Source organism: Streptomyces sp. NPDC096132 (assembly GCF_044763345.1).
Lineage (GTDB): Bacteria > Actinomycetota > Actinomycetes > Streptomycetales > Streptomycetaceae > Streptomyces.
On the sequence record NZ_JBIWGA010000009.1, the window covers coordinates 244,798 to 266,684 of the forward strand.

General features: G+C 71.3%; 21 protein-coding genes. 6 read left to right on the forward strand and 15 right to left on the reverse strand.

The window, feature by feature from the left end; translation table 11 throughout:
* Positions 1–10 precede the first annotated feature (10 nt).
* Positions 11–676: a hypothetical protein gene (locus tag ACIRF9_RS23065; protein WP_403825517.1), complete on the forward strand. Its 666-nt coding sequence runs from the start codon at positions 11–13 to the stop codon at positions 674–676.
* A gap of 45 nt (positions 677–721) precedes the next feature.
* Here ACIRF9_RS23065 and ACIRF9_RS23070 read toward each other — a convergent pair whose 3' ends face one another.
* A complete protein-coding gene (locus ACIRF9_RS23070; RefSeq protein ID WP_403825196.1) occupies positions 722–3,199 on the reverse strand; it encodes an alpha-L-arabinofuranosidase C-terminal domain-containing protein in 2,478 nt (825 codons plus the stop codon).
* A 137-nt stretch (positions 3,200–3,336) separates the two neighbouring features.
* On the opposite strand from ACIRF9_RS23070, the gene ACIRF9_RS23075 reads away from it, so the two are divergent.
* A complete protein-coding gene (locus ACIRF9_RS23075; protein WP_403825199.1) occupies positions 3,337–3,780 on the forward strand; it encodes a DUF6314 family protein in 444 nt (147 codons plus the stop codon).
* Between the two features lie 38 nt (positions 3,781–3,818).
* On the opposite strand, the gene ACIRF9_RS23080 is transcribed toward ACIRF9_RS23075, so the two are convergent.
* The 3 genes from ACIRF9_RS23080 to ACIRF9_RS23090 form a co-directional block, all read right to left on the reverse strand.
* Positions 3,819–4,412 carry a histidine phosphatase family protein gene (locus ACIRF9_RS23080; protein WP_403825202.1) on the reverse strand — a complete coding sequence of 198 codons (594 nt, stop codon included), beginning with the start codon at positions 4,410–4,412 and terminating at the stop codon, positions 3,819–3,821.
* Positions 4,413–4,520: 108 nt separating this feature from the next.
* On the reverse strand, positions 4,521–4,973 hold the full coding sequence (locus ACIRF9_RS23085; protein ID WP_403825205.1) for a GNAT family N-acetyltransferase: 453 nt from the start codon (positions 4,971–4,973) through the stop codon (positions 4,521–4,523).
* Between the two features lie 27 nt (positions 4,974–5,000).
* Positions 5,001–6,452, reverse strand: a complete 1,452-nt coding sequence (locus ACIRF9_RS23090; RefSeq protein ID WP_403825209.1) for a PLP-dependent aminotransferase family protein — start codon at positions 6,450–6,452, stop codon at positions 5,001–5,003.
* On the opposite strand from ACIRF9_RS23090, the gene ACIRF9_RS23095 reads away from it, so the two are divergent.
* On the forward strand, positions 6,451–7,368 hold the full coding sequence (locus ACIRF9_RS23095; protein WP_403825212.1) for a DMT family transporter: 918 nt from the start codon (positions 6,451–6,453) through the stop codon (positions 7,366–7,368). The genes ACIRF9_RS23090 and ACIRF9_RS23095 overlap by 2 nt on opposite strands.
* A 51-nt stretch (positions 7,369–7,419) precedes the next feature.
* The gene (locus ACIRF9_RS23100; protein WP_403825215.1) at positions 7,420–7,632 is read left to right on the forward strand and encodes a DUF1918 domain-containing protein; all 213 of its coding nucleotides are present in this window, start codon (positions 7,420–7,422) and stop codon (positions 7,630–7,632) included.
* Positions 7,633–7,663: 31 nt separating this feature from the next.
* On the opposite strand, the gene ACIRF9_RS23105 is transcribed toward ACIRF9_RS23100, so the two are convergent.
* The gene (locus ACIRF9_RS23105; protein WP_403825218.1) at positions 7,664–8,938 is read right to left on the reverse strand and encodes a glycoside hydrolase family 10 protein; all 1,275 of its coding nucleotides are present in this window, start codon (positions 8,936–8,938) and stop codon (positions 7,664–7,666) included.
* Between the two features lie 186 nt (positions 8,939–9,124).
* Here ACIRF9_RS23105 and ACIRF9_RS23110 point away from each other — a divergent pair, with 186 nt between their 5' ends.
* On the forward strand, positions 9,125–9,982 hold the full coding sequence (locus ACIRF9_RS23110) for a 3-hydroxybutyryl-CoA dehydrogenase (protein WP_403825221.1): 858 nt from the start codon (positions 9,125–9,127) through the stop codon (positions 9,980–9,982).
* 91 nt (positions 9,983–10,073) lie between these two features.
* Here the strand turns inward: ACIRF9_RS23110 and ACIRF9_RS23115 are convergent, their stop codons facing one another.
* From ACIRF9_RS23115 to infC, 10 genes are all read right to left on the reverse strand, one after another.
* Positions 10,074–10,610 carry an NUDIX hydrolase gene (locus tag ACIRF9_RS23115; protein ID WP_403825224.1) on the reverse strand — a complete coding sequence of 179 codons (537 nt, stop codon included), beginning with the start codon at positions 10,608–10,610 and terminating at the stop codon, positions 10,074–10,076.
* A 110-nt stretch (positions 10,611–10,720) separates the two neighbouring features.
* A complete protein-coding gene (locus tag ACIRF9_RS23120) occupies positions 10,721–12,061 on the reverse strand; it encodes a transcriptional regulator (protein ID WP_403825227.1) in 1,341 nt (446 codons plus the stop codon).
* Positions 12,062–12,269: 208 nt separating this feature from the next.
* A complete protein-coding gene (locus ACIRF9_RS23125) occupies positions 12,270–13,325 on the reverse strand; it encodes a PP2C family protein-serine/threonine phosphatase (protein ID WP_403825230.1) in 1,056 nt (351 codons plus the stop codon).
* 214 nt (positions 13,326–13,539) lie between these two features.
* Positions 13,540–16,053 carry a phenylalanine--tRNA ligase subunit beta gene (gene pheT / locus ACIRF9_RS23130; protein ID WP_403825233.1) on the reverse strand — a complete coding sequence of 838 codons (2,514 nt, stop codon included), beginning with the start codon at positions 16,051–16,053 and terminating at the stop codon, positions 13,540–13,542.
* The gene (gene pheS / locus ACIRF9_RS23135; protein ID WP_403825236.1) at positions 16,053–17,174 is read right to left on the reverse strand and encodes a phenylalanine--tRNA ligase subunit alpha; all 1,122 of its coding nucleotides are present in this window, start codon (positions 17,172–17,174) and stop codon (positions 16,053–16,055) included. Before pheS ends, pheT begins: the two co-directional genes overlap by 1 nt.
* A 147-nt stretch (positions 17,175–17,321) precedes the next feature.
* The gene (locus ACIRF9_RS23140; protein ID WP_403825239.1) at positions 17,322–18,437 is read right to left on the reverse strand and encodes an ATP-binding protein; all 1,116 of its coding nucleotides are present in this window, start codon (positions 18,435–18,437) and stop codon (positions 17,322–17,324) included.
* Positions 18,438–18,484: 47 nt separating this feature from the next.
* The gene (locus ACIRF9_RS23145) at positions 18,485–19,336 is read right to left on the reverse strand and encodes a TrmH family RNA methyltransferase (protein ID WP_403825242.1); all 852 of its coding nucleotides are present in this window, start codon (positions 19,334–19,336) and stop codon (positions 18,485–18,487) included.
* A gap of 222 nt (positions 19,337–19,558) precedes the next feature.
* A complete protein-coding gene (rplT, locus tag ACIRF9_RS23150) occupies positions 19,559–19,942 on the reverse strand; it encodes a 50S ribosomal protein L20 (protein ID WP_006141703.1) in 384 nt (127 codons plus the stop codon).
* Positions 19,943–20,037: 95 nt separating this feature from the next.
* A complete protein-coding gene (gene rpmI, locus ACIRF9_RS23155) occupies positions 20,038–20,232 on the reverse strand; it encodes a 50S ribosomal protein L35 (protein WP_004933563.1) in 195 nt (64 codons plus the stop codon).
* A gap of 111 nt (positions 20,233–20,343) precedes the next feature.
* A complete protein-coding gene (gene infC / locus ACIRF9_RS23160) occupies positions 20,344–21,015 on the reverse strand; it encodes a translation initiation factor IF-3 (protein ID WP_403825520.1) in 672 nt (223 codons plus the stop codon).
* A gap of 394 nt (positions 21,016–21,409) precedes the next feature.
* Between infC and ACIRF9_RS23165 the strand changes: the two genes are divergently transcribed.
* Entirely contained in the window at positions 21,410–21,799 is a 390-nt protein-coding gene (locus tag ACIRF9_RS23165) for a DUF1844 domain-containing protein (RefSeq protein ID WP_403825245.1), read from the forward strand.
* Positions 21,800–21,887 lie beyond the last annotated feature (88 nt).

A 21,887-nucleotide genomic window follows, 5' to 3' on the forward strand; every position in this document is an offset into this window, starting at 1 on the left:
GATGATCGCCATGACACCCGTCACCGGCCTCGACCTCACCGGCTTCACCGAGCGCGAGCCGGGGGTGTGGACCGATGCGGCGGGGCTCGTGCTGTCGGTCCACTTCTTCCCGCTGGTGCCGGACCTGCCGGCCCCGCTGCACGAGCCGGAACGGCTGCGCGCGGGACTGGCGCAGATCACCGCGGAGGCGGGCGGCGGCCTGATCGAGACGCTGCCCGGCGCGGTGGACGGCGTGCCGGCCGTCCGGCAACTGGTGAAGGTGCCGCTGGGCAGCAGGCCGGGGCAGGCCTTCCTCGGCAGCTGGACGATTCCCAAGGCCGCGTGCAGCACCGTGGTCAAGGTGCAGGCCGCCGAGGGCCCGATGACCGGGATGCGGGAGGCGACGGTCATGGCTCAGGTGGGGCCGGCCGCCTACTTCCGGCCGCATCCTTACGTGGGCGGTCAGCTGGGCGGTCTGCCGTTCCACGTCGGGGACGACGAGCAGTGGGACGCGCGGTTCCCCGACCATCCGCTCACGCTGGTCCGCGCGGCGCTGCGGCGGATCACCCCGACGGTGACCTTCGACGACCGCTTCAAGGGACTCCCCCCGTTCGGCGGTCCGGTCCCCCAGGCGCCACAGCAGCCGCAGCCACAGCCGCAGGCCAAGCGGGGCTGGTTCCGCCGCAAGGGCGCCTGACGGGCGTGGGCGGCATCCGCCCACGCCCGCCCGGAACCGCTGCCGCTACTTCTGCCCGATCCGCAGGAACGTGATCGAGTTCGCCGGGAAGGTGTACGTGAACCGGTCGGCGACCCCGGTGAAGGTGGACGTCACCGGGGCGACCGGCGTGTCCGTCTCCGTGTTGACCGCGTTCGGAGCCGCGGCCAGCGTGGTGACGCGGGCCTCGGACGAGACCTTGGCGCCACCGAGGTCGATCGCCGTGCGGGCGTCGGCGGACTGGGCGTTGACGACCTTGACGATCAGGTCGCCGGTCCTCTTGTCCTGGGTGACGACCTGGCGGAACGGCTCGGCCGGCTTGTCGTCCGTGAAGCCGCCCCACTCCTGGCCGTCGAGGTAGAGGGTGACCTGGCGGCCGCGCACCTTGATGTCGATGTCGTAGGCGCGGCCCGTCTCGATGGTCCCGGCCTTGGAGATCAGGGTGGACTTGCCGCCGTCCACGGCCTGCTCGACGGCGGTGGTGGTGTTGTTCCAGCCGCCCAGGTTCCACCAGTAGTAGTTGCCGGTGTCCTTGACGCCGAACGCGACGAGGAAGCCCTCCTTGCCGGACTTCTTGGTGGCCTTCACGTGCAGGTCGTAGTCGTGCCAGTTCGTGTCACCGGCCGAGACCATGGTGTTCTCGGCGGCGACGTCCGTCTGGACGTACTGCCCGTCCTGGAGGGTCCAGCTGCCGCCGCCGGTGTGCGTCCACTGCGAGGCGTCGCCCGAGAAGTCGTCGCTCAGGAGCGTGCTCCCGTCCGCGTCGGTGACCTTCACGTCGTCGTACGCCGCCGTGGTCGCCCAGGTCGACAGGCCCACGGCGCCGCTGATCGGGCCCTGGACGGACGGGGTGCCGGTGGCCGTGGAGGGGACGACGCGGTCGCCGACGTTGGTCATGAACAGCTTCTGGACCTCGTAGTTGGCGGAGTTCCAGGAGGCGTGGTTGTTGAGCCACACCAGGTCCGGGCTCCACTGGACGTAGTCCTCGTTGGCGAACAGCGGGGCGTAGGAGGCGAGCTTGACGACGTCCGCGTTGCGTTCCAGGCCGGTCATGAAGGCGGCTTCGGCGAGGCCGTTCTTGAAGGCGTTGCCCCAGGAGGCGTACTCACCGAGGAAGACCTTGGGCCCGCCGCGGTCGTAGGAGTCGTAGCGGTCGTTGTTCTGCAGGAACCACTGCGGGCTGTTGTAGTAGTGCTCGTCGACCATGTCGACCTTGGCGTCCTTGTTGAGCTGCCAGGCCGTGTCGAAGGTCGAACCGGAGTCGTCCGGGCCGGAGTTGGAGATGACGGTGACGTCCGGGTACGCGGCCTCGATCGCGGCGCGGAACTCCTTGAAGCGGGCGAAGAACTCGTTCGGGAGGTTCTCCTCGTTGCCGACCTCGATGTGGGTGAGGTGGAAGGGCTTGGGGTGGCCCATCTGGGCGCGCTTCCTGCCCCAGGTGGAGGTCACCGGGCCGTTGGCGAACTCGATCAGGTCGAGGGTGTCCTGGATGTGGCGCTTGAGCAGCGCGTCGTCGACGACGGCCTTGTTCTGGCCGCAGCCGGTGACCAGGGCCGGGACGACGGGCAGCGGCATCGCGCCGATGTCCTCGGCGAGCCGGAAGTACTCGTAGTAGCCGAGGCCGTAACTCTGGTTGTAGCCCCAGAAGTTGGAGTTCGTCGCCCGCTCCTCGACCGGGCCGACGGTGTCCTTCCACTGGTAGGAGCGGGCGCGCTGCCAGCCGGAGGCCTCGCTGTAGTCCTGCATGGAGCCGGTGTTGACCAGGCAGCCGCCGGGGAAGCGCACGAAGCCCGGGTGCAGGGCGGCGATCTTCTCGGCGAGGTCCTTGCGCAGGCCGTTGGGCTCGTGCTTGTAGGTGTCACGGGGGAACAGGGACACCATGTCGAGGGCGGTCGCGGCGGAGGAGGCCACGGTGAGCCGGCCGTTGCTGCTGGTGCGGGTCGCGGTGAAGGTCGCCCTGTACTTCGTCCAGCCGCCCGCGCGTACGGCGACCTGCCGGGCGGTGGCCAGCGTGCCGTCGGCGTCCTGCAAGGAGACCGTCAGGGCCGTACCGCTCTCGGCGCGGGCCCACACGGTGAAGTCGTACCTCTTTCCCTGCTCGACCCGGATCCCGGTGTTGTATCCGGCGTTGGTGACGGACGAACCGGCGCCCAGGGAGAGGTAGTTGCGGTTGCGGTCGTTCAGGCGGCCGTCGTCGTTCACGACGTTCGCCGTGCCGGAGACCGTCCAGGAGGTCAGGGGGGTGTAGGAGCGGTTGTCGACGGTGGAGTACTCGAAGGATCGGTTCTGCACGAGCTCGGCGTACAGACCGCCGTCGGCCGCCCGGTTGATGTCCTCGAAGAAGACGCCGTACATCGTGTCGTCGATCTTCGCGCCCTTGGCTGCGGGGTCGACGGTGATGGCGTAGTCGGTGGTGTCGGCGGCTCGGGCGGGGGCGGGCAGTACGGCCGAGGCCACCAGCAGGGCGGTGGCGCCGAGACCGAGTCTCCAGCGGGTGCGTGACATGGATACTCCGCGGCTCTCTCTTACAGGGATTGTTCGAGATATCGGACCTTGATCGGCACTTCGAACGGCAAGATAGGGAGGGGGCCGGAGGGCGTCAATGGGTCGCGCGGCAGCGGAAGTTTCGGGAGTGAACGTCGATGGACGAGTTCTGGCCAGTCCCCGATGCGCTGGTCTACCTCGCGGGGAGCTGGCGGGTGGAGCGGTCCGTGCGGGATCTGGCCGGCGGCGACACAGGCGTCTTCACGGGTGCGACGGTCTTCCGGCCCCTCGACGGGGGCGGGCTGCTGCACCACGAGTCCGGTACCTTCACCTGGCAGGGCATCCCGCGCCCCGCCGAGCGCACTCTGCGCTTCCTGCCGGGCCCGACGCCCGGGACGGCCGACGTCCGGTTCGCCGACGGCCGCCCCTTCCACGACCTGGACCTGACGACCGGCCGGCACACGGCCGACCACCCCTGCTCCGCCGACCTCTACCGCGGCGAGTTCACCGTCCGGGACACGGATCACTGGCGGACGGTGTGGCGCGTCGCAGGCCCCGCCAAGGACCTGCTGCTGACGACGGACTACGGGCGCGTGGGCTGAGGCGCCCGGCTCACGCGCGCGTGAGCCGAGGCGCCCGACTACGCGCGCGTGGTCTGCGCCGACACGCCCTCGAACCTCAGGTTCCAGCGCCCGCCCCGGCCGGTGACGGTCGTCGTGGACAGCGGGCGGACGTCGATGTTCCAGTACGTCGACGGCGGCGCCTTCAGCGCGTACACCAGGGCCGCGCGGATCACGCTGGGCTCGGCCACCGCGACGATCCGGTCGCCGTCGCCGATCGGCCGGGTGTCGAGCCAGCCACCCACCCGCGAGATGAACTCCAGCAGCGACTCGCCGCCGTGCGGAGTGGCCCGCGGGTCGGCCAGCCAGGCGTCCACGGCCTCCGGCTCCCGGGCCATCGCCTCGCCGAGGGTGAAGCCGCGCCAGCGGCCCATGTCGCAGTCCCGCAGGGCGAGCTGCACCAGCGGGGCGTACCCGAGCGCGTCACCGGTGGCGCGGCTGCGCGGGGTGGGCGAGCAGTAGCGCAGCTCGGCGGCCGCGAGCGGCAGCAGGTCCGCGGCCACGCGCTGCACCTCGTCCCAGCCCGCCTGGTCCAGCGGCCGGTCGTCATCGAAGCGCTCCGCGAGCAGCGGTGAGCTGCGAGCGGCTGCGACGAACGTCACCCGAAGTGGCATGCGGTGATGGTGAGCCGCGCAAGTGCGCAGGTCAAGGGGTGTTGGCCGAGGGACGGGAGAAAGCTTACCCGCCAGTCAGGATCTGCCGGACAAGTCACCGGAAAGCGGTCACGCCATCCCGAGCTTCTCGAAGATCAGCGCCATCCAGATCCGCGGCTCCTCCAGCGCCTCGAAGCCGACCTTCTCGTACACCCCGTGCGCGTCCTGCGTGGCCAGCAGTATCCGGCGCAGCCCGTGCGGCAGCAGGTGGTCGCGTACGGCGGCGACGAGTGCCGTGCCCAGGCCCTTGCCCCGGACCGCCGGGTCGACGTAGACATCGCACAGCCACGCGAAGGTCGCGAGGTCCGTCACCACGCGCGCGTAGGCGACCTGCTCCCCCGACGCCGTGTCGTACACCCCGAAGTTCAGCGACCCGGCGATGGCCCGCTCCTGCTTCTCCCGGGCCCGCCCGATCGCCCAGTACGCGTCGGTGGACAGCCAGTGGTGGACGCGCTCGACGTCGACGCGGGCGGGGTCGGCGGAGATCTCGTAGCCCTCGGCGAGGGGCGCGCTGTCGCTCATGGCCGGATCCTCACAGGAGGGCTCGGATCATGTCGAACGGTTTCCGGACAGCGCCTCGTCGCAGGCCGCCCGCAGCCGTCGTACGCCTTCCGCGATCTCCTCCGTGCCCGCGACGGCCGCGAAGCTCAGCCGGACGTGGGCGGCCGGGGGTTCGGCGCTGAAGTACGGGCGGCCGGGGGTGATCGCGACGCCGGCCCGCAGCGCGGCCGCCGCGAACGCGCTCTCGTCCGAGCCGTCGGGCAGCCGCAGCCACAGGTGGTAGCCGCCGGAAGGGATGTGCGGGAGGGCGAGCTCGGGCAGGTGCAGCCGCAGCGCGGAGGTCATCGCGTCCCTCCGGGCCCGCAACTCGGCGGCCACGGACCGCAGGTGGCGCGGCCAGGCGGGCGAGCCGACGAGTTCCAGGGCCGCCTCCTGGAGGGGGCGGGGCACGAAGAAGGTGTCGACGACCTGGATGGCGCGCAGCCGCTCCAGGACGGGCCCGCGCGCGGCCAGGGCGCTGACCCGGAAGCTGGGCGAGGTCGCCTTGGTGAGCGAGCCGACGTGGACGACGACCCCGTCCGGGTCGTCGGCGGCGAGCGGGCGCGGCAGCGGTCCGGCGTCCTCGTGCGCGAGCCGCCGCACGAAGTCGTCCTCGACGACGAAGGCGCCCGCCTCCCGCGCGATCCGCAGCACCTCGCCGCGCCGGCCGGGGGCGAGGACGGCGCCGGTCGGGTTCTGGAACAGCGGCTGGCAGACGAACACCCGGGCGCCGGTGGCCCGGAAGGCGTCGGCGAGCAGCTCCGGCTTCACCCCGTCGGGGTCGACCGGGACCGGTACCGGGCGCAGGCCCGCCGAACGGGCGATCGCGAGCATGCCGGGGTACGTCGGCGACTCGACGAGCACCGGTGCGCCGGGCGGGGCGAGGGCGCGCAGGGCGGTGGTGAGCGCCGCCTGGCCGCCCGCGCTGACCAGCACCTCGGCCGCGCCGACGGCCCCGCCGATGGTGCGCGCGAACCACTCCCGCAGCTCGGGCAGCCCCTCCATCGGCGGCCGGCCCCAGGCGCCGGGCCGCCGTCCGGCGCGCGCCAGGGCCGCGGACATCGCGCGCTCCGGCTGCAGGGAGGGGTGGAGATAGCCGCCGTTGAACTCGACCACGCCGGGTGCCGGCGCGGCCAGCGAGACCGTGACGCCGGAGGCGTCCACCGAGCGCGGGACGAGGTCGGCGGCGCCGTCCGCGCTGAGGGCGACCTCCTGCCAGGAGGTGTCCCCCGCCGAGGGGACCGCGGGACGCGGCCGGGCTCGGAAGGCGCCCGCCCCGGGCCGGGTCACCACCAGCCCCTCGGCGGCCAGTTGCGCCAGCGCCCGCGAGACGGTCACCGGGCTCACCCGGAACCGTTCGACCAGCGCCCGACTCGACGGGAGCTTTCCACCGGGAGAGTAGCGGTCCAGTTCCCGCCGCAGCTGATCCGCCAGGTCACCCACGCTGCTACGCTCTTGCATGAAGACACAGAGTAGCGCTACTGCCCCGATCTCGATAGCGGTCAGCACCAGCTCGCCGGCCCATGGTCTGGGCACCCTCCAGGCCGCCCTGGGTGTCGTCGCCTTCTCCCTCACCTTCCCCGCCACCGCTTGGGGTCTGGAGGGCTTCGGCCCCTGGTCGCTGGTCTCCGTCCGCAGCGTGCTGGCGGCGCTGATCGCCGGCGGCTGTCTGCTGGCGTTGAGGGTGCCGGTGCCCGCCCGGCGGCACTGGGCGGGGCTCGCGGTCGTGGCCGCCGGGGTGGTCGTCGGCTTCCCGCTCCTCACGACGCTCGCGCTGCAGACCTCGACCACCTCGCACGCCGCCGTCGTGGTCGGCCTGCTGCCGCTGACGACCGCCCTGCTGTCCGCCCTGCGGGTCGGCACCCGCCCCTCGCGCACCTTCTGGACGGCGGCGCTGGCCGGTGCCGCCGCGGTGGTGGCGTTCACCGTGCAGCAGAGCGGCGGGGCCCTGACCACCGCCGACCTGTATCTGTTCGGGGCGCTGCTGGTGTGCGCGGCCGGCTACACGGAGGGCGGCCGGCTGGCCCGGGTCATGCCGGGCTGGCAGGTGATCGGCTGGGCGCTGGTGCTGTGCCTGCCGATCGGCGTGCCCGCCGCCGCCCTGGCCGTGGCGTACGAGCCCGTCCAGCTGACCGCGCACAGCGTGGCCGGGCTGCTGTGGGTCGCGGCGGGCTCGCAGTTCCTCGGGCTGGTCGTCTGGTACCGGGGCATGGCCGCCATCGGCATCCCCAAGGCCAGCCAGTTGCAGTTGGCCCAACCCCTGCTCACACTGGTGTGGTCGGTGCTGCTGCTGGGCGAGCACCTGACGCCCGCCGCTCCGCTGACGGCCGCGGCCGTGCTGGTCTGCATCGCCGTCACCCAGCGGGCGCGCGGCTAAAATCGAGACACGGACCACTGCTCTCTCCCCTACGGTGAGGAGGCCCCGCAGATGCGAGGAACCGCGGGCGACCAGTATGTCCAGCACGGCAGGGTGGTCGGCCAACACGACAAAGTCGGCGAGATCGTCGAAGTACTGGGCCAGGACGGCAACCCGCCGTTCCGCGTCCGCTTCACGGACGGGCACGTGGGCGTGTGCTCACCCGGCCCGGACACCGAGATCCGCCACCGGACCACGACCAGGACGACCGAGGAACGGCGTTGAAGCGGACGGCGTCGGATCGGACGGTGCGGGATCAGCGCGGGGGCTTCGCCGGCTGCCCGTAGTGGTCGGCGACCACCCGCGCCATCGCGCCGATCCGGTCCGTCCGCAGATCCTTGGCCGCGAAGAAGACGTGCCCGCGCGCCTGCGGGTACTTCTTGGCGAGGGTGAGGTGTCTGGTCAGCTCGCCCTTGTTCGCCCATGCCGCCGGCTGCCCCGAGGCGCCCGCCTTGTAGAGGCCCTCCCCCAGGTAGAGCCGCGTCCGGCTGCCCTTGGCCACCTCCGCCCACCAGGGCACGAGCTTGGCGTAGTCGGCGGCGGAGTTGCCGATCTCCCAGTACAGCTGCGGGACGACGTAGTCGATCCAGCCCTGCCGCACCCACTTCCGGCTGTCCGCGTAGATCTCGTCGTACGACTGGAACGCCCGGGTGTCCGAGCCGCGTGAGTCGGTGGAGGCGTTGCGCCATACACCGAACGGGCTGATCCCGAACTGGGTGGTGGGGCGTACGGCCTTGATCCGCGCGGCCGTCTCCAGCACCAGCTTGTCGACGTTGTCACGGCGCCAGGCGGCCCGGGTGGCGAAGCCGCCGCCGTGGGCGTCGTACGCCGCGGCGTCGTCGAAGCTCTGGCCCGCGACCGGGTAGGGGTAGAAGTAGTCGTCGAAGTGCACGGCGTCGACGGGGTACTTCTTCACCGCGTCCAGGATCGCGTCCTGGACGAAGGCGCGGACCTTCGGCAGGCCCGGGTTGTAGTAGAGCTTCCCGCCGTACTCGACCACCCAGTCGGGATGCCGGCGGGCGGGGTGGGAGGCGATCAGCCGGGAGCGGTCGGCGTGGGTGGCGACCCGGTACGGGTTGAACCAGGCGTGCAGCTGAAGGCCGCGCGCGTGGGCCTCGGCGACGGCCGTGCCCAGCGGGTCCCAGCCCGGCGACCTCCCCTGGGTGCCGGTGAGGACCTGGGACCAGGGCTCGTACGAGGAGGGCCACAGCGCGTCGGCAGTGGGCCGCACCTGGAAGACCACCGTGTTGAGCCGGGCCCGGACCGCCATGTCGAGCCAGTCGATCAGCTCCTTGCGCTGCTGAGCGGCCGTCAGCCCGGCCCTGGAGGGCCAGTCCCGGTTGGCGACCGTCGCCAGCCACATGCCCCGCATCTCGGTCGTCGCCCGGCCTTCCGCCTCGCCCCCTCCCGCTGTCGCTCCCGCTCCCGCTCCCGCTCCCGTTCTCGGCGGAGCCGGAGCGGCCGCCGCGTCCGTCGCAGTGAACGCCGACAGCGCCGCCAGCGCGAACGCCCGCCGGGTCAGTCGCCCCATCGCACCCATCCCCACATCACGCCATGGATCCGCTCGGTCACGGATCGTCTCCGCGCACAGCATGCACCGACCCCGGCGATCGATCATCGATACTTGCTAGTAACGTGCACGATCGGAGCAGGCCGACCGGGACCCGGGCAGACTTGCCCCGCCATCGGAGAAGACAGCGGAGCGAAAGGGATCGATGTGACCGACATCGAACGCGTCGGAGTGGTGGGCTGCGGCCAGATGGGCGCGGGCATCGCCGAGGTCTGCGCTCGCGCCGGACTCGACGTCAAGGTCGCCGAGACCACCGGCGAGGCCCTGGAGATCGGCCGGACCCGGCTGTTCAACTCCCTGGCCAAGGCCGCCGAGCGCGGCAAGATCAGCGAGGAGGAGCGGGACGCGACCCTGGCGCGCCTGACCTTCACCACGGACCTCGGCGAGTTCGCCGACCGCGACCTCGTGATCGAGGCCGTCGTCGAGAACGAGCAGGTCAAGACCGAGATCTTCCAGGTCCTCGACCAGGTGGTGACCCGCCCGGACGCGATCCTGGCCTCCAACACCTCCTCCATCCCGCTGGTGAAGCTGGCCGTCGCCACCTCCCGCCCCGACCAGGTCGTCGGCATCCACTTCTTCAACCCGGCCCCCGTGCAGAAGCTGGTCGAGCTGATCCCGGCGCTGACCACCTCCGAGGGCACGCTGAGCCGGGCCCAGCTGTTCGCCGAGAAGGTGCTGGGCAAGCACGCGATCCGTGCCCAGGACCGGTCCGGCTTCGTCGTCAACGCACTGCTGATCCCGTACCTGCTCTCCGCGATCCGGATGTTCGAGACGGGCATCGCCAGCCGTGAGGACATCGACAACGGCATGGAGATGGGCTGCGCCCACCCGATGGGCCCGCTGAAGCTGTCCGACCTGATCGGCCTGGACACGGTCGCGTCGGTGGCGCAGAGCATGTACGACGAGTACAAGGAGCCGCTGTACGCCGCTCCCCCGCTGCTCGCGCGCATGGTGGACGCGGGCCGGCTGGGCCGCAAGACCGGCTCGGGGTTCTACACGTACTGATGGCCCACCGTGTCCGCCACGGGCCCGGCGCTCTCCGGAGTGCCGGGCCCGCCCCCTTCGCGAGTTGACTCACCATGCAGGCACTGGCCCGCTAGTCACCCGTGAGCCTGAGGTGGTGCAACAGCATTAACGCGGCCGCCATGTTGGCGGCCGGGACCTCCCCCCGGGCGACCATGTCCGGTACGAGCTTGAGGGGGACCCACTCCCGGCGGTCCGACTCGAAGTCGTCCACCGGGTGTCCCACGTACTCGCCCCGGTCCGACCAGTAGATGTGGTGGACGGCGTCGGTGAGGCCGTTGGACGGTTCCACGCTCATGAGGTGCTGCAGGGGCCCCGGCCGCCAGCCGGTCTCCTCCTCGAGTTCCCTGGCGGCCGCACGGGCGATGTCCTCGCCGTCCTCGACGACGCCCGCCGCGAGTTCCCACCCCCAGCTGTCGGTGATGAAGCGGTGGCGCCACAGGAGCAGGACCTCGCTCGCCTCGTTGACCACCGTGGCCACGGCGACGGGCCGCAGCCGTATCAGGAAGTGGTCGAGGTGCCGGCCGTCCGGCAGCTCCACATCGGCCAGGTTGACGCTGAACCAGCGGTTTTCATACACAGTTTGTTCGTTCTGTTTCGTCCACTGCACGGTTCTGCCACCTTCCGTCGGGTGAGTGGCAATATCGCAGCAGGGACTGTGGGACGCCGGTGTATGTGTTCCCCCGCGGACCCCGTTGAAAGGCGGTCCGCACGACGTGTCTACAGCGGTACGCGCAGTGCTCCGTCGATGAGTTCGGCGGCCTCGGCCGTGCCCGCGCAGCCGCTGCGCACCAGATGCTCGCGCACCGCCCTGAGTCTGTCGCGCAGCCGCTGCGACTCCATTCCGCTCGCCTGCTCGGCCATCTGCACGGCGGTGACCACCGCCTTGTCGGCATGGCCCTGGCGCAGTTCGATCGTGCTGAGCATGGCGAGCCGGTGCACCCGGCCCCGGTCGTGCGCGGGATTGCCGACGGCGGCATGGGCGTGCTCGGCGGCCGCGGCGATCTCACCGAGGCTGAGCAGCGCCTCCGCCACCTGGACGTTGACCAGCCCCGGCTGGACATAGCCGGTCTCGTCGGGCTCGTGCCCCCGCCGGATGCGTTCGGCGGCCGTCTCCGCCCGCCGGATGCACGACAGGGCGCTCGTGCCGTCGCCGAGGTGGGCGTACGCCTTGGCCTGCATCGCGTACAGATCGGAGGCGAGGGCGGGGGTGATGTGCTTGCCGGCGGCACGCAGCGCGGCCTCCGCGAAGGCCACGGCCTGCCGGTACTCCCGCATGAACAGCGACTGGTTGACGAGGAGCGCGATGACGTACGCGCCAAGGCCCCGGTCCCCGCTGGCCTTTGCGAGCCTGAGCGCCTGGTGGAAGTAGCGCTGGGCGAGACCGTGCGCGTCGGAGTCGTACGCGCAGATCCCCACGACCGCCACCAACCCGCCCGTGGCCCGGTGCAGTTGACGTCCCGTCTCGTCGGTGTAGCTGCCCCGCAGCAGCGGCGCCGCCTCCGCGTTGAGGAAACCGACGATCCGGCTGCGGGTCGCGATGCCGCCCGCCTTGCGGTACATCTGCTCGTAATGGGTGCGGGCGGCCCGCAGCATCTCGATGTCGGCGGACGTGACGCGGTGCCGGCCGCCCCGGGAGACGTCGACGTCCTCGGGCGGGTTCTCCCACTCCCACACGGGCATCACGGCGGGCGTCCCGGTCACCGCGGGCGCGCCGAGGAGGTGCGGGCGCTGCTGTTCGTCGGACCGCCACAGGGCGGTGGCCCGCTCGACGAAGCCGGAGAGGGAGGTGCCGTGGGGATTCGACGGCTCGCCCGGGACCCCGAGGCCGATGTCGTCGAGGGTGACCGGACGGTGCAGACGCCCCGCGAGGACCTCGCAGATCAGGTCGGGCACCTGGCCGCGCGGCCGCTGTCCCTTCAGCCACCGGGCGACCGCCGTGTGCTCGTACCGCAGCGCGAGTCCACGTGCCCGACCGGCCTGGTTCACATGGGCGGCGAGGCCCGCGTGCGAGATGCCCGCCTCGTCCAGGATCGCGTCGAGCAGAGTGTTGGGCTGCATTGGGTGCCCCCCGGTGCCTCGGTGCCGCCAGAGTAGTGGGTCCGTCTTCACACGGGGTGTGAAGCAAGTGCGCGTATCCGCGCTGTGCGTGCGCTGTTGCGGAGAGTTTCCAGCCGGTTGACTGAAATGCCTCGCAAGAGGTTCGCCGGGCCGTCGGCTCCCCCTCAATAAGCGGCGGTCCGGCGTTGCGCTCCGCGGGGTGAGCCGGTCAGGGGTGCGTTGTCGGCTGCGGGTGGGTGGTGGCTGGTCGCGCCCGGGCGGCGGAGCCGCTGATGTCATCGACCCGCGCCCCTAGGGAACTGCACTCGCGCCCGTTTGCAAGTACCAGCAAGGCGATGTCGTCGGTTGGTCTGCCCGCCGTATGCCTCAGGAGTGCGGCCAGGATGGTGCGCAGGATCTGCTGGGGTGACACGGGATGGTCGTTGGCCGCCTTCGTCAGGGTCTCCGGCAGGGGGAAGAAGCGGCCTCGTGCGTCCCTCGCGTCCTCCGCACCATCCGTGTAGAGAACGAGGCACTCACCTCGGAGCAGCGGGCCGCAACGGACGGGCGGAAGTTCACGCGGCAGCGGGAAGAGGCCCAGTGGGGGAAGGGGGTCCACCCGCGCCAACGGCTCCACAGCCGTGCTTCTCAGCAGATACGGCCATGGATGTCCGCAGTTGAGAGCGTGCACCTCGCCGTCCGGTCCGATCTCCAGCAGCAGGACGGTGGCGAACTCCTCGGCGGCCTGGGTGTCGGGAGCGCGGTCGTGGAGATGGCGGGTGAGGGCACGGTCCAGGCGCCGCAGCACCCGGCCCAGGTCGGGTTCGTCGTGCGCGGCCTCGCGGAAGCTGCCGAGGAGGGCGGCGACGGTGCCCAGGGCGGGCAGGCCGTGGCCGCGGACGTCGCCCATCACCACACGTACGCCGTGCTCGGTGGCGATGACCTCGTACAGATCGCCGCCGACGGTGGCACCGCGGTCGGCGGAGAGCTGGGCGGCGGCCACGTCGAGCCCGTCGACGCGGGGCGGCAGCGGCCGCAACAGCACGCTCTGGGCGGCCCCGGCGACCCGCCTGACCTGCTTCAGCTCACGCAGCAGGGCCTGTCGCACATGGAGGACGATCCCGGTGCCCACGGCGAAGAAGACGACACTGGTGACAATCCTGGCACCGAGCCCGTCCTGCTGGGCCAGCGGACAGGTCAACTTGTAGGCGATCGCCAGGGCGCCCCAGGTCATGGGCAACCCCAGCGAGAGGGCCCGGCGCAGCGGCCGCCTGATGCCGAACATGGTCGTTGGCCCCCCGTCTAAGGCCGCACAGCACAGATCGGACCGACCCCGAAAGGCCGGTCCGATTCTGTCGAGGGCTGGCCCGAGGGGGCCAGTTCGCCTGAGATTCTCACTCGGATGAGTGAAGAAACCCAAGGGGCGCGGGGCTGTATCGATGTGCGGCTCCGCCGCGCGGGCGCGACCAGCCACAGTCCGCCCGCACCGGCACAGGACCTCAGCCCCGCAGAACTGCTCCCGTACGCTCGCCGGCAAGAGCAACAGCCGCATCCCGCGCAGCGGAAGCCTCATCGACGGTCAGCGTCCGGTCCCCCGCGCGGAAGCGCAACGCGTACGCCAGCGACTTCTTCCCGTCGCCGAGCTGCTCGTCATTGACGTACACGTCGAACAGCCGAATCCCCTCCAGCAGTTCGCCGGCGCCCTCCCGCAGCGCGGCCTCGACCTCGGCGTGCGGGACGAACTTGTCGACGACGAGGGCGACGTCCTGCGTGGCGACGGGGAACGAGGAGATGCTCGGCGCCTGCGGGGTGTCGTCGCCGACCGCCTCCAGGACGTCGAGGTTCAGCTCCATCGCGGAGGTGCGGGCCGGCAGACCCAGCGCCTTCACCACGCGCGGGTGCAGCTCACCGGCGTGGCCGACGACCCGCTCGGCACCGTCGGCGACGACCACGAGTTCGGCGCACCGGCCCGGGTGCCAGGGACCGTACTGGCCCTGGCGGACGACCAGCTCCGCGCCGGCCTCCCGGGCGACCGCCCGCGCCGCCTCGACGGCGTCGGCCCAGTCGGCCGGACGGCCCTTGCCCCACCAGCCGGCCTGCTCGCGGGCGCCCGCGAGGACGACGGCGACATGGCGCGGCTGCTCGGGGAGTACGGCGTCGAGCGCCGCGATCTCCTCGTCGGTCGGGCGGCGGTCGACCGGGAGGTGACCGGCGACGCCGGCCTCCTCGCGCGGGTGGAAGACCAGCCCGGTCTCGAACAGCGCCAGGTCATGGCTGCCCCGGCCGTCGTTGCGCCGCAGCGCGCCCAGCAGACCCGGCAGCAGCGACGTACGGAGCGCGGGCTCCTCGTCGTTGAGCGGGTTGGTGAGCTTGACGACGCGGCGGGCCGGGTCGTCGGCGTCCAGGCCGAGCTGGTCGAAGACGCCCTCGCCGATGAACGGGTAGTTCGGCGCCTCGACGTAACCGGCCCCGGCCAGGGCGCGGCCGACGCGGCGGTGCAGGCGCTGGCGGTGGGTGAGGCCGCGGCCCGACGGGGGCTTGGGCAGCGTGGAGGGCAGGTTCTCGTAGCCCTCCAGGCGGATGACCTCCTCCGCCAGGTCGTTGATCTCGGCGAGGTCGGGCCGCCAGGACGGGACGGTGACGATCAGCTCGTCCTGCCCGTAGACGTCGCAGCCGATCTCCTGGAGGCGGCGGACGACGGTCTCCCGGCCGTAGACGACGCCCGCGACCTTGTCGGGGTGGTTCGCCGGGACGGTGACGGTGTGCGGGCCGGACGGGGTGACGACCTCGGTGACGCCCGCGTCGGCCGTGCCGCCCGCGAGGAGCACGAGCAGGTCGACCGTGCGCTGGGCGGCGGCCGCGGCGGCGGCCGGGTCGACGCCGCGCTCGAAGCGGCGGGAGGCCTCGGAGGACAGCTTGTGCCGACGGGCCGTACGAGCGATGGACACCGCGTCGAAGTGGGCCGCCTCGATCACCACGTCGCCGGTGGAGTTCTCCAGGTCGTCGTGGTCGGCGATCTCGGTGTCGGCGCCGCCCATGACACCCGCGAGACCGATCGGGCCGCGGTCGTCGGTGATGACGAGGTCCTCGGCGTGCAGCTTGCGCGTGACGCCGTCGAGGGTGACGATCTGCTCGCCCTCGCCTGCCCGGCGGACGCCGATGGTGCCCTGGACCAGCGAGCGGTCGTAGGCGTGCAGCGGCTGGCCGAGCTCCATCATCACGTAGTTGGTGATGTCGACGGCGAGCGAGATCGGGCGCATGCCGACCTTCTGCAGCCGGCGCTTCAGCCAGATCGGGGAGCGCGCCTCGGGGCTCAGACCGGTGACGGTGCGGGCGGTGAAGCGGTCGCAGCCGAGCGGCTCGGAGACCTGCACCGGGTAGCCGAAGGCGTTCGGGGCCGGTACGTCGATCAGGGCGGGGTCGCGCAGCGGCAGACCGTAGGCGATGGCGGCCTCGCGGGCGACACCGCGGATGGACAGACAGTCGCCCCGGTTGGCGGTGACGGCGATGTCCAGGACCTCGTCGACCAGCTCGAGCAGCTCGATGGCGTCCTTGCCGACCTCGGTCTCCGGCGGCAGCACGATGATGCCCTTGGTGCCGTCGTCGCCCATGCCCAGCTCGTCGCTGGAGCAGATCATGCCGTGGGAGGTCTTGCCGTACGTCTTGCGGGCCGCGATGGCGAAGCCGCCGGGGAGGACGGCGCCCGGGAGGACCACGACGACCTTGTCGCCGACGGCGAAGTTACGGGCGCCGCAGACGATCTCCTGCGGCTCGCCGGTGCCGTTGGCCGTGCCGACGTCGACGGTGCAGAAGCGGATCGGCTTCTTGAAGCCCTCCAGCTCCTCGATCGTCAGCACCTGGCCCACGACGAGGGGGCCCTTGAGGTCGGCGCCGAGCAGTTCGACCGTCTCGACCTCGAGGCCGGCGGACACCAGCTTGGCCTGCACGTCACGGCCGGTCTCGGTGGCGGGGAGGTCGACGTACTCCCGCAGCCAGGAAAGCGGGACCCGCATCAGATCTCCATCCCGAAGGGTCGGGTGAACCGGACGTCACCCTCGACCATGTCTCGCATGTCTTCGACGTTGTGGCGGAACATCAGCAGCCGTTCGATGCCGAAGCCGAACGCGAAGCCGCTGTACTTCTCGGGGTCGACGCCGCAGGCGGTGAGCACCTTGGGGTTGACCATGCCGCAGCCGCCGAGCTCGATCCAGCCCTCGGAGGAGCAGGTGCGGCAGGGGCGGTCGGGGTTGCCGACGGACTCGCCGCGGCAGACGTAGCACACCATGTCCATCTCGGCGGACGGCTCGGTGAACGGGAAGAAGTTCGGCCGCAGCCGCGTCTTGATCCCCTCGCCGAACAGCGACTGGACCATGTGGTCCATGGTGCCCTTGAGGTCGGCCATGGTCAGGCCCTCGTCGACGGCCAGCAGCTCGACCTGGCGGAAGACGGGGGTGTGCGTGGCGTCCAGCTCGTCGGTGCGGTAGACGACGCCGGGACAGATCACGTACACCGGCAGCTCGCGCGAGAGCATCGAGCGGATCTGCACGGGCGAGGTGTGGGTGCGCAGCACGACGCCGGACTCGGTGCCGCCGTCCGGGCCCTGGACGAAGAAGGTGTCGGCCTCGCCGCGGGCCGGGTGGTCCGGGCCGATGTTGAGGGCGTCGAAGTTGAACCACTCCGCCTCGACCTGGGGGCCCTCGGCGACCTCGTAGCCCATGGCCACGAAGATGTCCTCGATGCGCTCCGAGAGCGTGGTGAGGGGGTGGCGGGCGCCGGCCGGGACACGGTCGTACGGCAGTGTGACGTCCACCGCCTCCTCGACCAGCACGCGGGCGTCGCGCTCGGCCTCCAGCTCCTCCTGGCGGCCGGCGAGGGCCTTGTTCACCGCGCCCCGGGCCTGGCCGACCAGCTTGCCGGCCGCGGCCTTGGCATGCGGGGGCAGCGCGCCGATCTCGCGGTTGGCGAGGGCCAGCGGGGAGGTGCCGCCGGTGTGGGCGACCTTGGCCTCCTGGAGCGCGTCGAGGGAGTCCGCGGCGGCGAAGGCGGCGAGCGCCTCGTCCCGCATGCGCTCGATCTCTTCCGGTTTCAACGCCTCGACCTCGACAGGGTCGTACGACTTATTGGGTGCCGACATCTCTTCCCGTGCTTCCGATTGGCTGGCGGATGGTCCCCGTACCGACTCGTGGACAGTTCGTCACGGTTTTCGGGACACAAAGGTGCCAAAGGCCGAGTCTAACGGGGTTGAGGCAAGCGAATGCGCCCGTGGGGCTCGGGCCGGATCTCAGGTGAGATACGCCGGGGCCCCCACGGGCAACGTAAATCGAAACTCGGCGCCGCCGCCGGGGGCGCGGCCGACCGTGATGGTGCCGCTGTGGGCTTCGACGATGCCCTTGACGATGTACAGCCCGAGGCCCGTGCCGCCGCGCTTGCTGCCCCGCCAGAAGCGGGTGAAGACGCGGTTCATGGACTCCTCCGGGATGCCGGCACCCTCGTCGCTCACGGTGACCGACGTGCCGATGTCCTCCCCTTCCCGGGGGGACGCGGCGGGCGTGACGTCAATCGTGACGGTTCCCTCGCCGTGGCGCACCGCATTTTCGATCAGGTTGCTGAGCACCTGGTCGACCTTGTCGGGGTCGGCCCACAGGGCGGGCAGCGGCTGCTCGAGGCGGAGCAGGAACCGGTCGGCGGGCTGCCCGGCGGCGACGTAGGCCTGGATGTGCCGTCCGACGGCCGCGCCTATGTCGACGGGCTGGCGGCGCACCTCCAGCCGCCCGCTGTCGATCCGCGAGATGTCCAGCAGCTCGGCGATGAGCCGGGTCACCCGGTCGGCGTCGGCGTCGACGGTCTCCAGCATCAGCCGCTTCTGGTCGTCGGTGAAGCGCGCCCATTTGGCGAGCAGGGTGGCGGTGAAGCCCTTGACGGAGGTGAGCGGGGAGCGCAGCTCGTGGGCGACGGTGGCGATCAGCTCGGCGTGGCTGCGTTCGGTGCGGCGGCGGGCCTCGGTGTCACGAAGGGAGACGACGACTCGGCGGACGGGTCCGGTGGGCCGGGTGCGGACGTACCGCACGGAGACCAGCACCTCCCGTCCACCGGGCAGCAGCAGATTGCGCTCGGGCTGGCCGCCTCGGATGGCGAGACCGCCGTACGGATCGGTCAGCTGCCACCAGCGGCGGCCTTCGAGATCCTCTAAGGGGAGGGCCTTCTCCAGCCGCTGTCCGAGCGCCTCCTCGGCGGAGACGGCGGTGATGCGTGTGGCGGCGGCGTTGAAGCAGATCACCCGGCCGTGCTCGTCGGCGACGACGAGCCCGTCGGGCAGGTCGTCCGGGTCGATGCCGAGTTCGGCGAGGTCACCGGCAGGGCGGGCCGCTCCCGGTGCGCTGCTCGTGCCGACACTCATCCCCGTACCCCACCTCCCAGACGAGGACCCCCGAGCTGGTCACCCTACTAGCTCTCGGTGACGGAGCGGCACCCTCCGGAGGCGCGCTGTGCACGGGCCGATGCGTAGAGACATACGGCCGCGGCGGTCGCCAGGTTCAGGCTCTCGGCCTTCCCGTGGATCGGGACGCGTACGACGGCGTCGGCGAGGGCGCGGGTCTCCTCCGGGAGCCCCCAGGCCTCGTTCCCGAACACCCAGGCGGTCGGCCCGCCCATGGTGCCCTTGTCCAGCTCGTCGTCCAGGTCGTCCTCCCCCGCCCCGTCGGCGGCGAGGATCCGCACCCCGGCGGCCTTGAGCCCGGCCACGGCCTGCTCCACGGGCACCCCGACGGCGACGGGCAGATGGAAGAGGGAGCCCACGGAGGCGCGGACGGCCTTCGGGTTGTACAGATCGACGGACGCGTCGGTCAGTACGACCGCCTCCGCCCCGGCGGCGTCGGCGCACCGCAGGACGGTGCCGGCGTTCCCGGGATCGCGCACGTGCGCCAGTACGGCGACCAGCTTCGGCCGGGCGGCGAGGATCTCCTCGAACGGCGTGTCGACGAACCGGCAGACCCCGACGAGGCCCTGCGGGGTGACGGTCGTCGAGATGTCCGCGATGACCTGCTCGTCGGCGAGGTGGACGCGGGCGCCGCTGGTCCTGGCCTCGCCGATGATGTCCGCGTACCGCTCCGCGGCCTCGACGGTGGCGAACAGCTCCACCAGCGTCTCGTTGCCGTACCCCGCGGCCTCCCGCACGGCCTGCGGGCCCTCCGCGAGGAACAGTCGCTCCTTGCTGCGGAAGTTCCGCCTGGCGAGGCGGCGGGCAGCGGAGACGCGGGGGGAGCGGGAGGAGATGAGCTCGGGGCTGGCGGAGGGCATCTTCTGTCACTTTCGGAAGCTCAGTGGTACTGGTACCGCCGGGGTTTCGCTTGCCCGCAGCTGAGCGGGGGACTTGGCGGCGCGCGTGACTGCAACCCCCTAGGGGCGCGGGGAAAGCGCGACCAGCCCCCACCGGCCCGCAGCTGTGCAGACACGGCAGGACCCGCAGGCCGTGGAAGCCTGCGGGTCCTTCAGTCACGTCGGCTCAAAGCCGGCGCAGCGTCACGCGGCCTTGGGGGCGTTCACGTCCGACGGCAGCGCCTTCTGGGCGACCTCGACGAGCGCGGCGAACGCGTTGGCGTCGTTCACGGCGAGCTCGGCGAGGATCTTGCGGTCGACCTCGACGTTCGCGGCCTTCAGACCCTGGATGAAGCGGTTGTAGGTGATGCCGTTCGCGCGGGCAGCGGCGTTGATGCGCTGGATCCACAGCTGACGGAAGTCACCCTTGCGCTTCTTGCGGTCGTTGTAGTTGTAGACCAGCGAGTGGGTGACCTGCTCCTTGGCCTTGCGGTACAGGCGCGAACGCTGACCGCGGTAGCCGGAGGCCTGCTCGAGGATCGCCCGGCGCTTCTTGTGGGCGTTGACTGCCCGCTTGACGCGTGCCACTTGTTAACTCCTTGTAGCGGGGCCGTGGGTGTCGTCACACGGCCCGGAATCGATTGGGTCCCGGTGTGCGTGGGTCAGGCGCTGAGCGCCCGGCCTCACTTGCCGAGAAGCTTCTTGATCTTCGCGGCGTCGCCCGGGGCCATCTCGGCGTTGCCGGTGAGGCGACGCGTCACGCGGGACGACTTGTGCTCGAGCAGGTGGCGCTTGCCGGCGCGCTCACGGAGCACCTTGCCGGAGCCGGTGACCTTGAAGCGCTTGCTGGCACCGCTGTGCGACTTGTTCTTCGGCATAGCGCCGTTCTCTCCTCGTCGGTGGCGCTCCGGTGCCCGGTCGTGAAACCGGGCACTGGGTGGAGCGTCGCTGCTGTATGGGTTGCATCCAGGGGACGTGTGTCCCTCGGATCACGCCTCGGCGGAAGCCTCGGCAGGGGCCTCGGCCGTCTCGGCGGCCTCGGCGTCGGTGAACTCGGCGTCCGCGGGGTTCTGCGAGCGGCCGGGGTTGGCCTTCGCTTCGGCCTTGCGGGCCTCCTGCGCCTGACGCGCCTCGGCCATCGCCTCGGTCTTCTTCTTGTGCGGACCGAGGACCATGATCATGTTTCGGCCGTCCTGCTTGGGGTTCGACTCGACGAACCCGAGCTCCTGGACGTCCTCCGCGAGACGCTGCAGCAGTCGGTAGCCCAGCTCGGGCCGGGACTGCTCGCGACCACGGAACATGATCGTGATCTTGACCTTGTCGCCCTGCTTGAGGAACCGAACGACGTGACCCTTCTTGGTGTCGTAGTCGTGCGGGTCGATCTTCGGCCGGAGCTTCATCTCCTTGATGACCGTGTGCGCCTGGTTCTTGCGCGCCTCACGGGCCTTCATGGCCGACTCGTACTTGAACTTCCCGTAGTCCATGAGCTTGCAGACCGGCGGGCGGGCGTTCGCCGCGACCTCGACCAGGTCCAGGTCGTACTCCTGCGCAAGCTCCAGTGCCTTGGCCAGGGGGACGATGCCCACCTGCTCGCCACTGGGACCGACAAGTCGCACCTCGGGAACGCGAATCCGGTCGTTGATGCGGGGCTCGGCGCTGATGGATCCTCCTCGGTAGCACCACGCGGCGGTCTGGCGGACGGCCGCGTAACGTCTGTGTCGTTAGACCTATAACCACGCCGAAGCACAAAAAATGCCCCGAACGATCACATGCGGGGCTCCAAGCACTACCGGAGCACCTTCGCGAGGATCGCGGGGCGCACTACCGGGCGACTCCATCGTCCGTACGGAACGATGGTGGCCGCCTGACCGGATGACCCGCCGTCCCGGAGGACAGTCGGGTGGGAGCTCGGAGTCTCCACTTGTGGGCCGGGCCCGCCTGCTGAGGGGCACGCGTGTCCGACCGGTCGTTATCCGAGATTAGCAGCCTGCGCCAGGAACGGCGAATCGAGCCTCGATACGGGAGCTCGGCGGGCCTGCGCCTATCGTGTGGGGCATGAGTGAGACCTCCCCCGCCGGCTCCCCGGACCCCGCCGCCACCCCGGACTCCGCCGCCGGCTTCGACGAGATGACCCGCGACATCGCCGAGGTCCCGGCCGTCGAGGTGATCGTGACGGTCGCCGTCAACCTGATGAGCGCGGCGGCCGTGAAGCTCGGGCTGACCGAGGAGGGCGACAAGTACAAGGACCTGGACGAGGCCCGCAAGCTGGTCACCGCCCTCGCCGGGCTGCTGGACGCGAGCACGACCGAGATCAGCTCCTTCCACGCGGCCCCGCTGCGCGACGGCCTGAAGTCGCTGCAGCTGGCCTTCCGCGAGGCGTCGATCGTCCCGGACGCGCCGGGCCAGGGGCCGGGCGAGAAGTACACCGGCCCCGTCTACGGCTAGGTCGTGTCCGCAAAGTCCCGTCGTTCGCCCGCAAGGCCGGGGGCACCCCCTCTGGGGGAGGGACTTTGCGGACACGGCCCAGGTCTGC

Bases quoted from the DNA above. Each gene is read 5' to 3' on its own strand.
- ACIRF9_RS23065 (WP_403825517.1), top strand. From the start codon at position 11: ATGACACCCGTCACCGGCCTCGACCTCACCGGCTTCACCGAGCGCGAG.
- ACIRF9_RS23070 (WP_403825196.1), bottom strand. From the start codon at position 3,199: ATGTCACGCACCCGCTGGAGACTCGGTCTCGGCGCCACCGCCCTGCTG.
- ACIRF9_RS23075 (WP_403825199.1), top strand. From the start codon at position 3,337: ATGGACGAGTTCTGGCCAGTCCCCGATGCGCTGGTCTACCTCGCGGGG.
- ACIRF9_RS23080 (WP_403825202.1), bottom strand. From the start codon at position 4,412: ATGCCACTTCGGGTGACGTTCGTCGCAGCCGCTCGCAGCTCACCGCTG.
- ACIRF9_RS23085 (WP_403825205.1), bottom strand. From the start codon at position 4,973: ATGAGCGACAGCGCGCCCCTCGCCGAGGGCTACGAGATCTCCGCCGAC.
- ACIRF9_RS23095 (WP_403825212.1), top strand. From the start codon at position 6,451: ATGAAGACACAGAGTAGCGCTACTGCCCCGATCTCGATAGCGGTCAGC.
- ACIRF9_RS23090 (WP_403825209.1), bottom strand. From the start codon at position 6,452: ATGCAAGAGCGTAGCAGCGTGGGTGACCTGGCGGATCAGCTGCGGCGG.
- ACIRF9_RS23100 (WP_403825215.1), top strand. From the start codon at position 7,420: ATGCGAGGAACCGCGGGCGACCAGTATGTCCAGCACGGCAGGGTGGTC.
- ACIRF9_RS23105 (WP_403825218.1), bottom strand. From the start codon at position 8,938: ATGGGGCGACTGACCCGGCGGGCGTTCGCGCTGGCGGCGCTGTCGGCG.
- ACIRF9_RS23120 (WP_403825227.1), bottom strand. From the start codon at position 12,061: ATGCAGCCCAACACTCTGCTCGACGCGATCCTGGACGAGGCGGGCATC.
- ACIRF9_RS23125 (WP_403825230.1), bottom strand. From the start codon at position 13,325: ATGTTCGGCATCAGGCGGCCGCTGCGCCGGGCCCTCTCGCTGGGGTTG.
- pheT (WP_403825233.1), bottom strand. From the start codon at position 16,053: ATGCGGGTCCCGCTTTCCTGGCTGCGGGAGTACGTCGACCTCCCCGCC.
- pheS (WP_403825236.1), bottom strand. From the start codon at position 17,174: ATGTCGGCACCCAATAAGTCGTACGACCCTGTCGAGGTCGAGGCGTTG.
- ACIRF9_RS23140 (WP_403825239.1), bottom strand. From the start codon at position 18,437: ATGAGTGTCGGCACGAGCAGCGCACCGGGAGCGGCCCGCCCTGCCGGT.
- ACIRF9_RS23145 (WP_403825242.1), bottom strand. From the start codon at position 19,336: ATGCCCTCCGCCAGCCCCGAGCTCATCTCCTCCCGCTCCCCCCGCGTC.
- rpmI (WP_004933563.1), bottom strand. From the start codon at position 20,232: ATGCCGAAGAACAAGTCGCACAGCGGTGCCAGCAAGCGCTTCAAGGTC.
- ACIRF9_RS23165 (WP_403825245.1), top strand. From the start codon at position 21,410: ATGAGTGAGACCTCCCCCGCCGGCTCCCCGGACCCCGCCGCCACCCCG.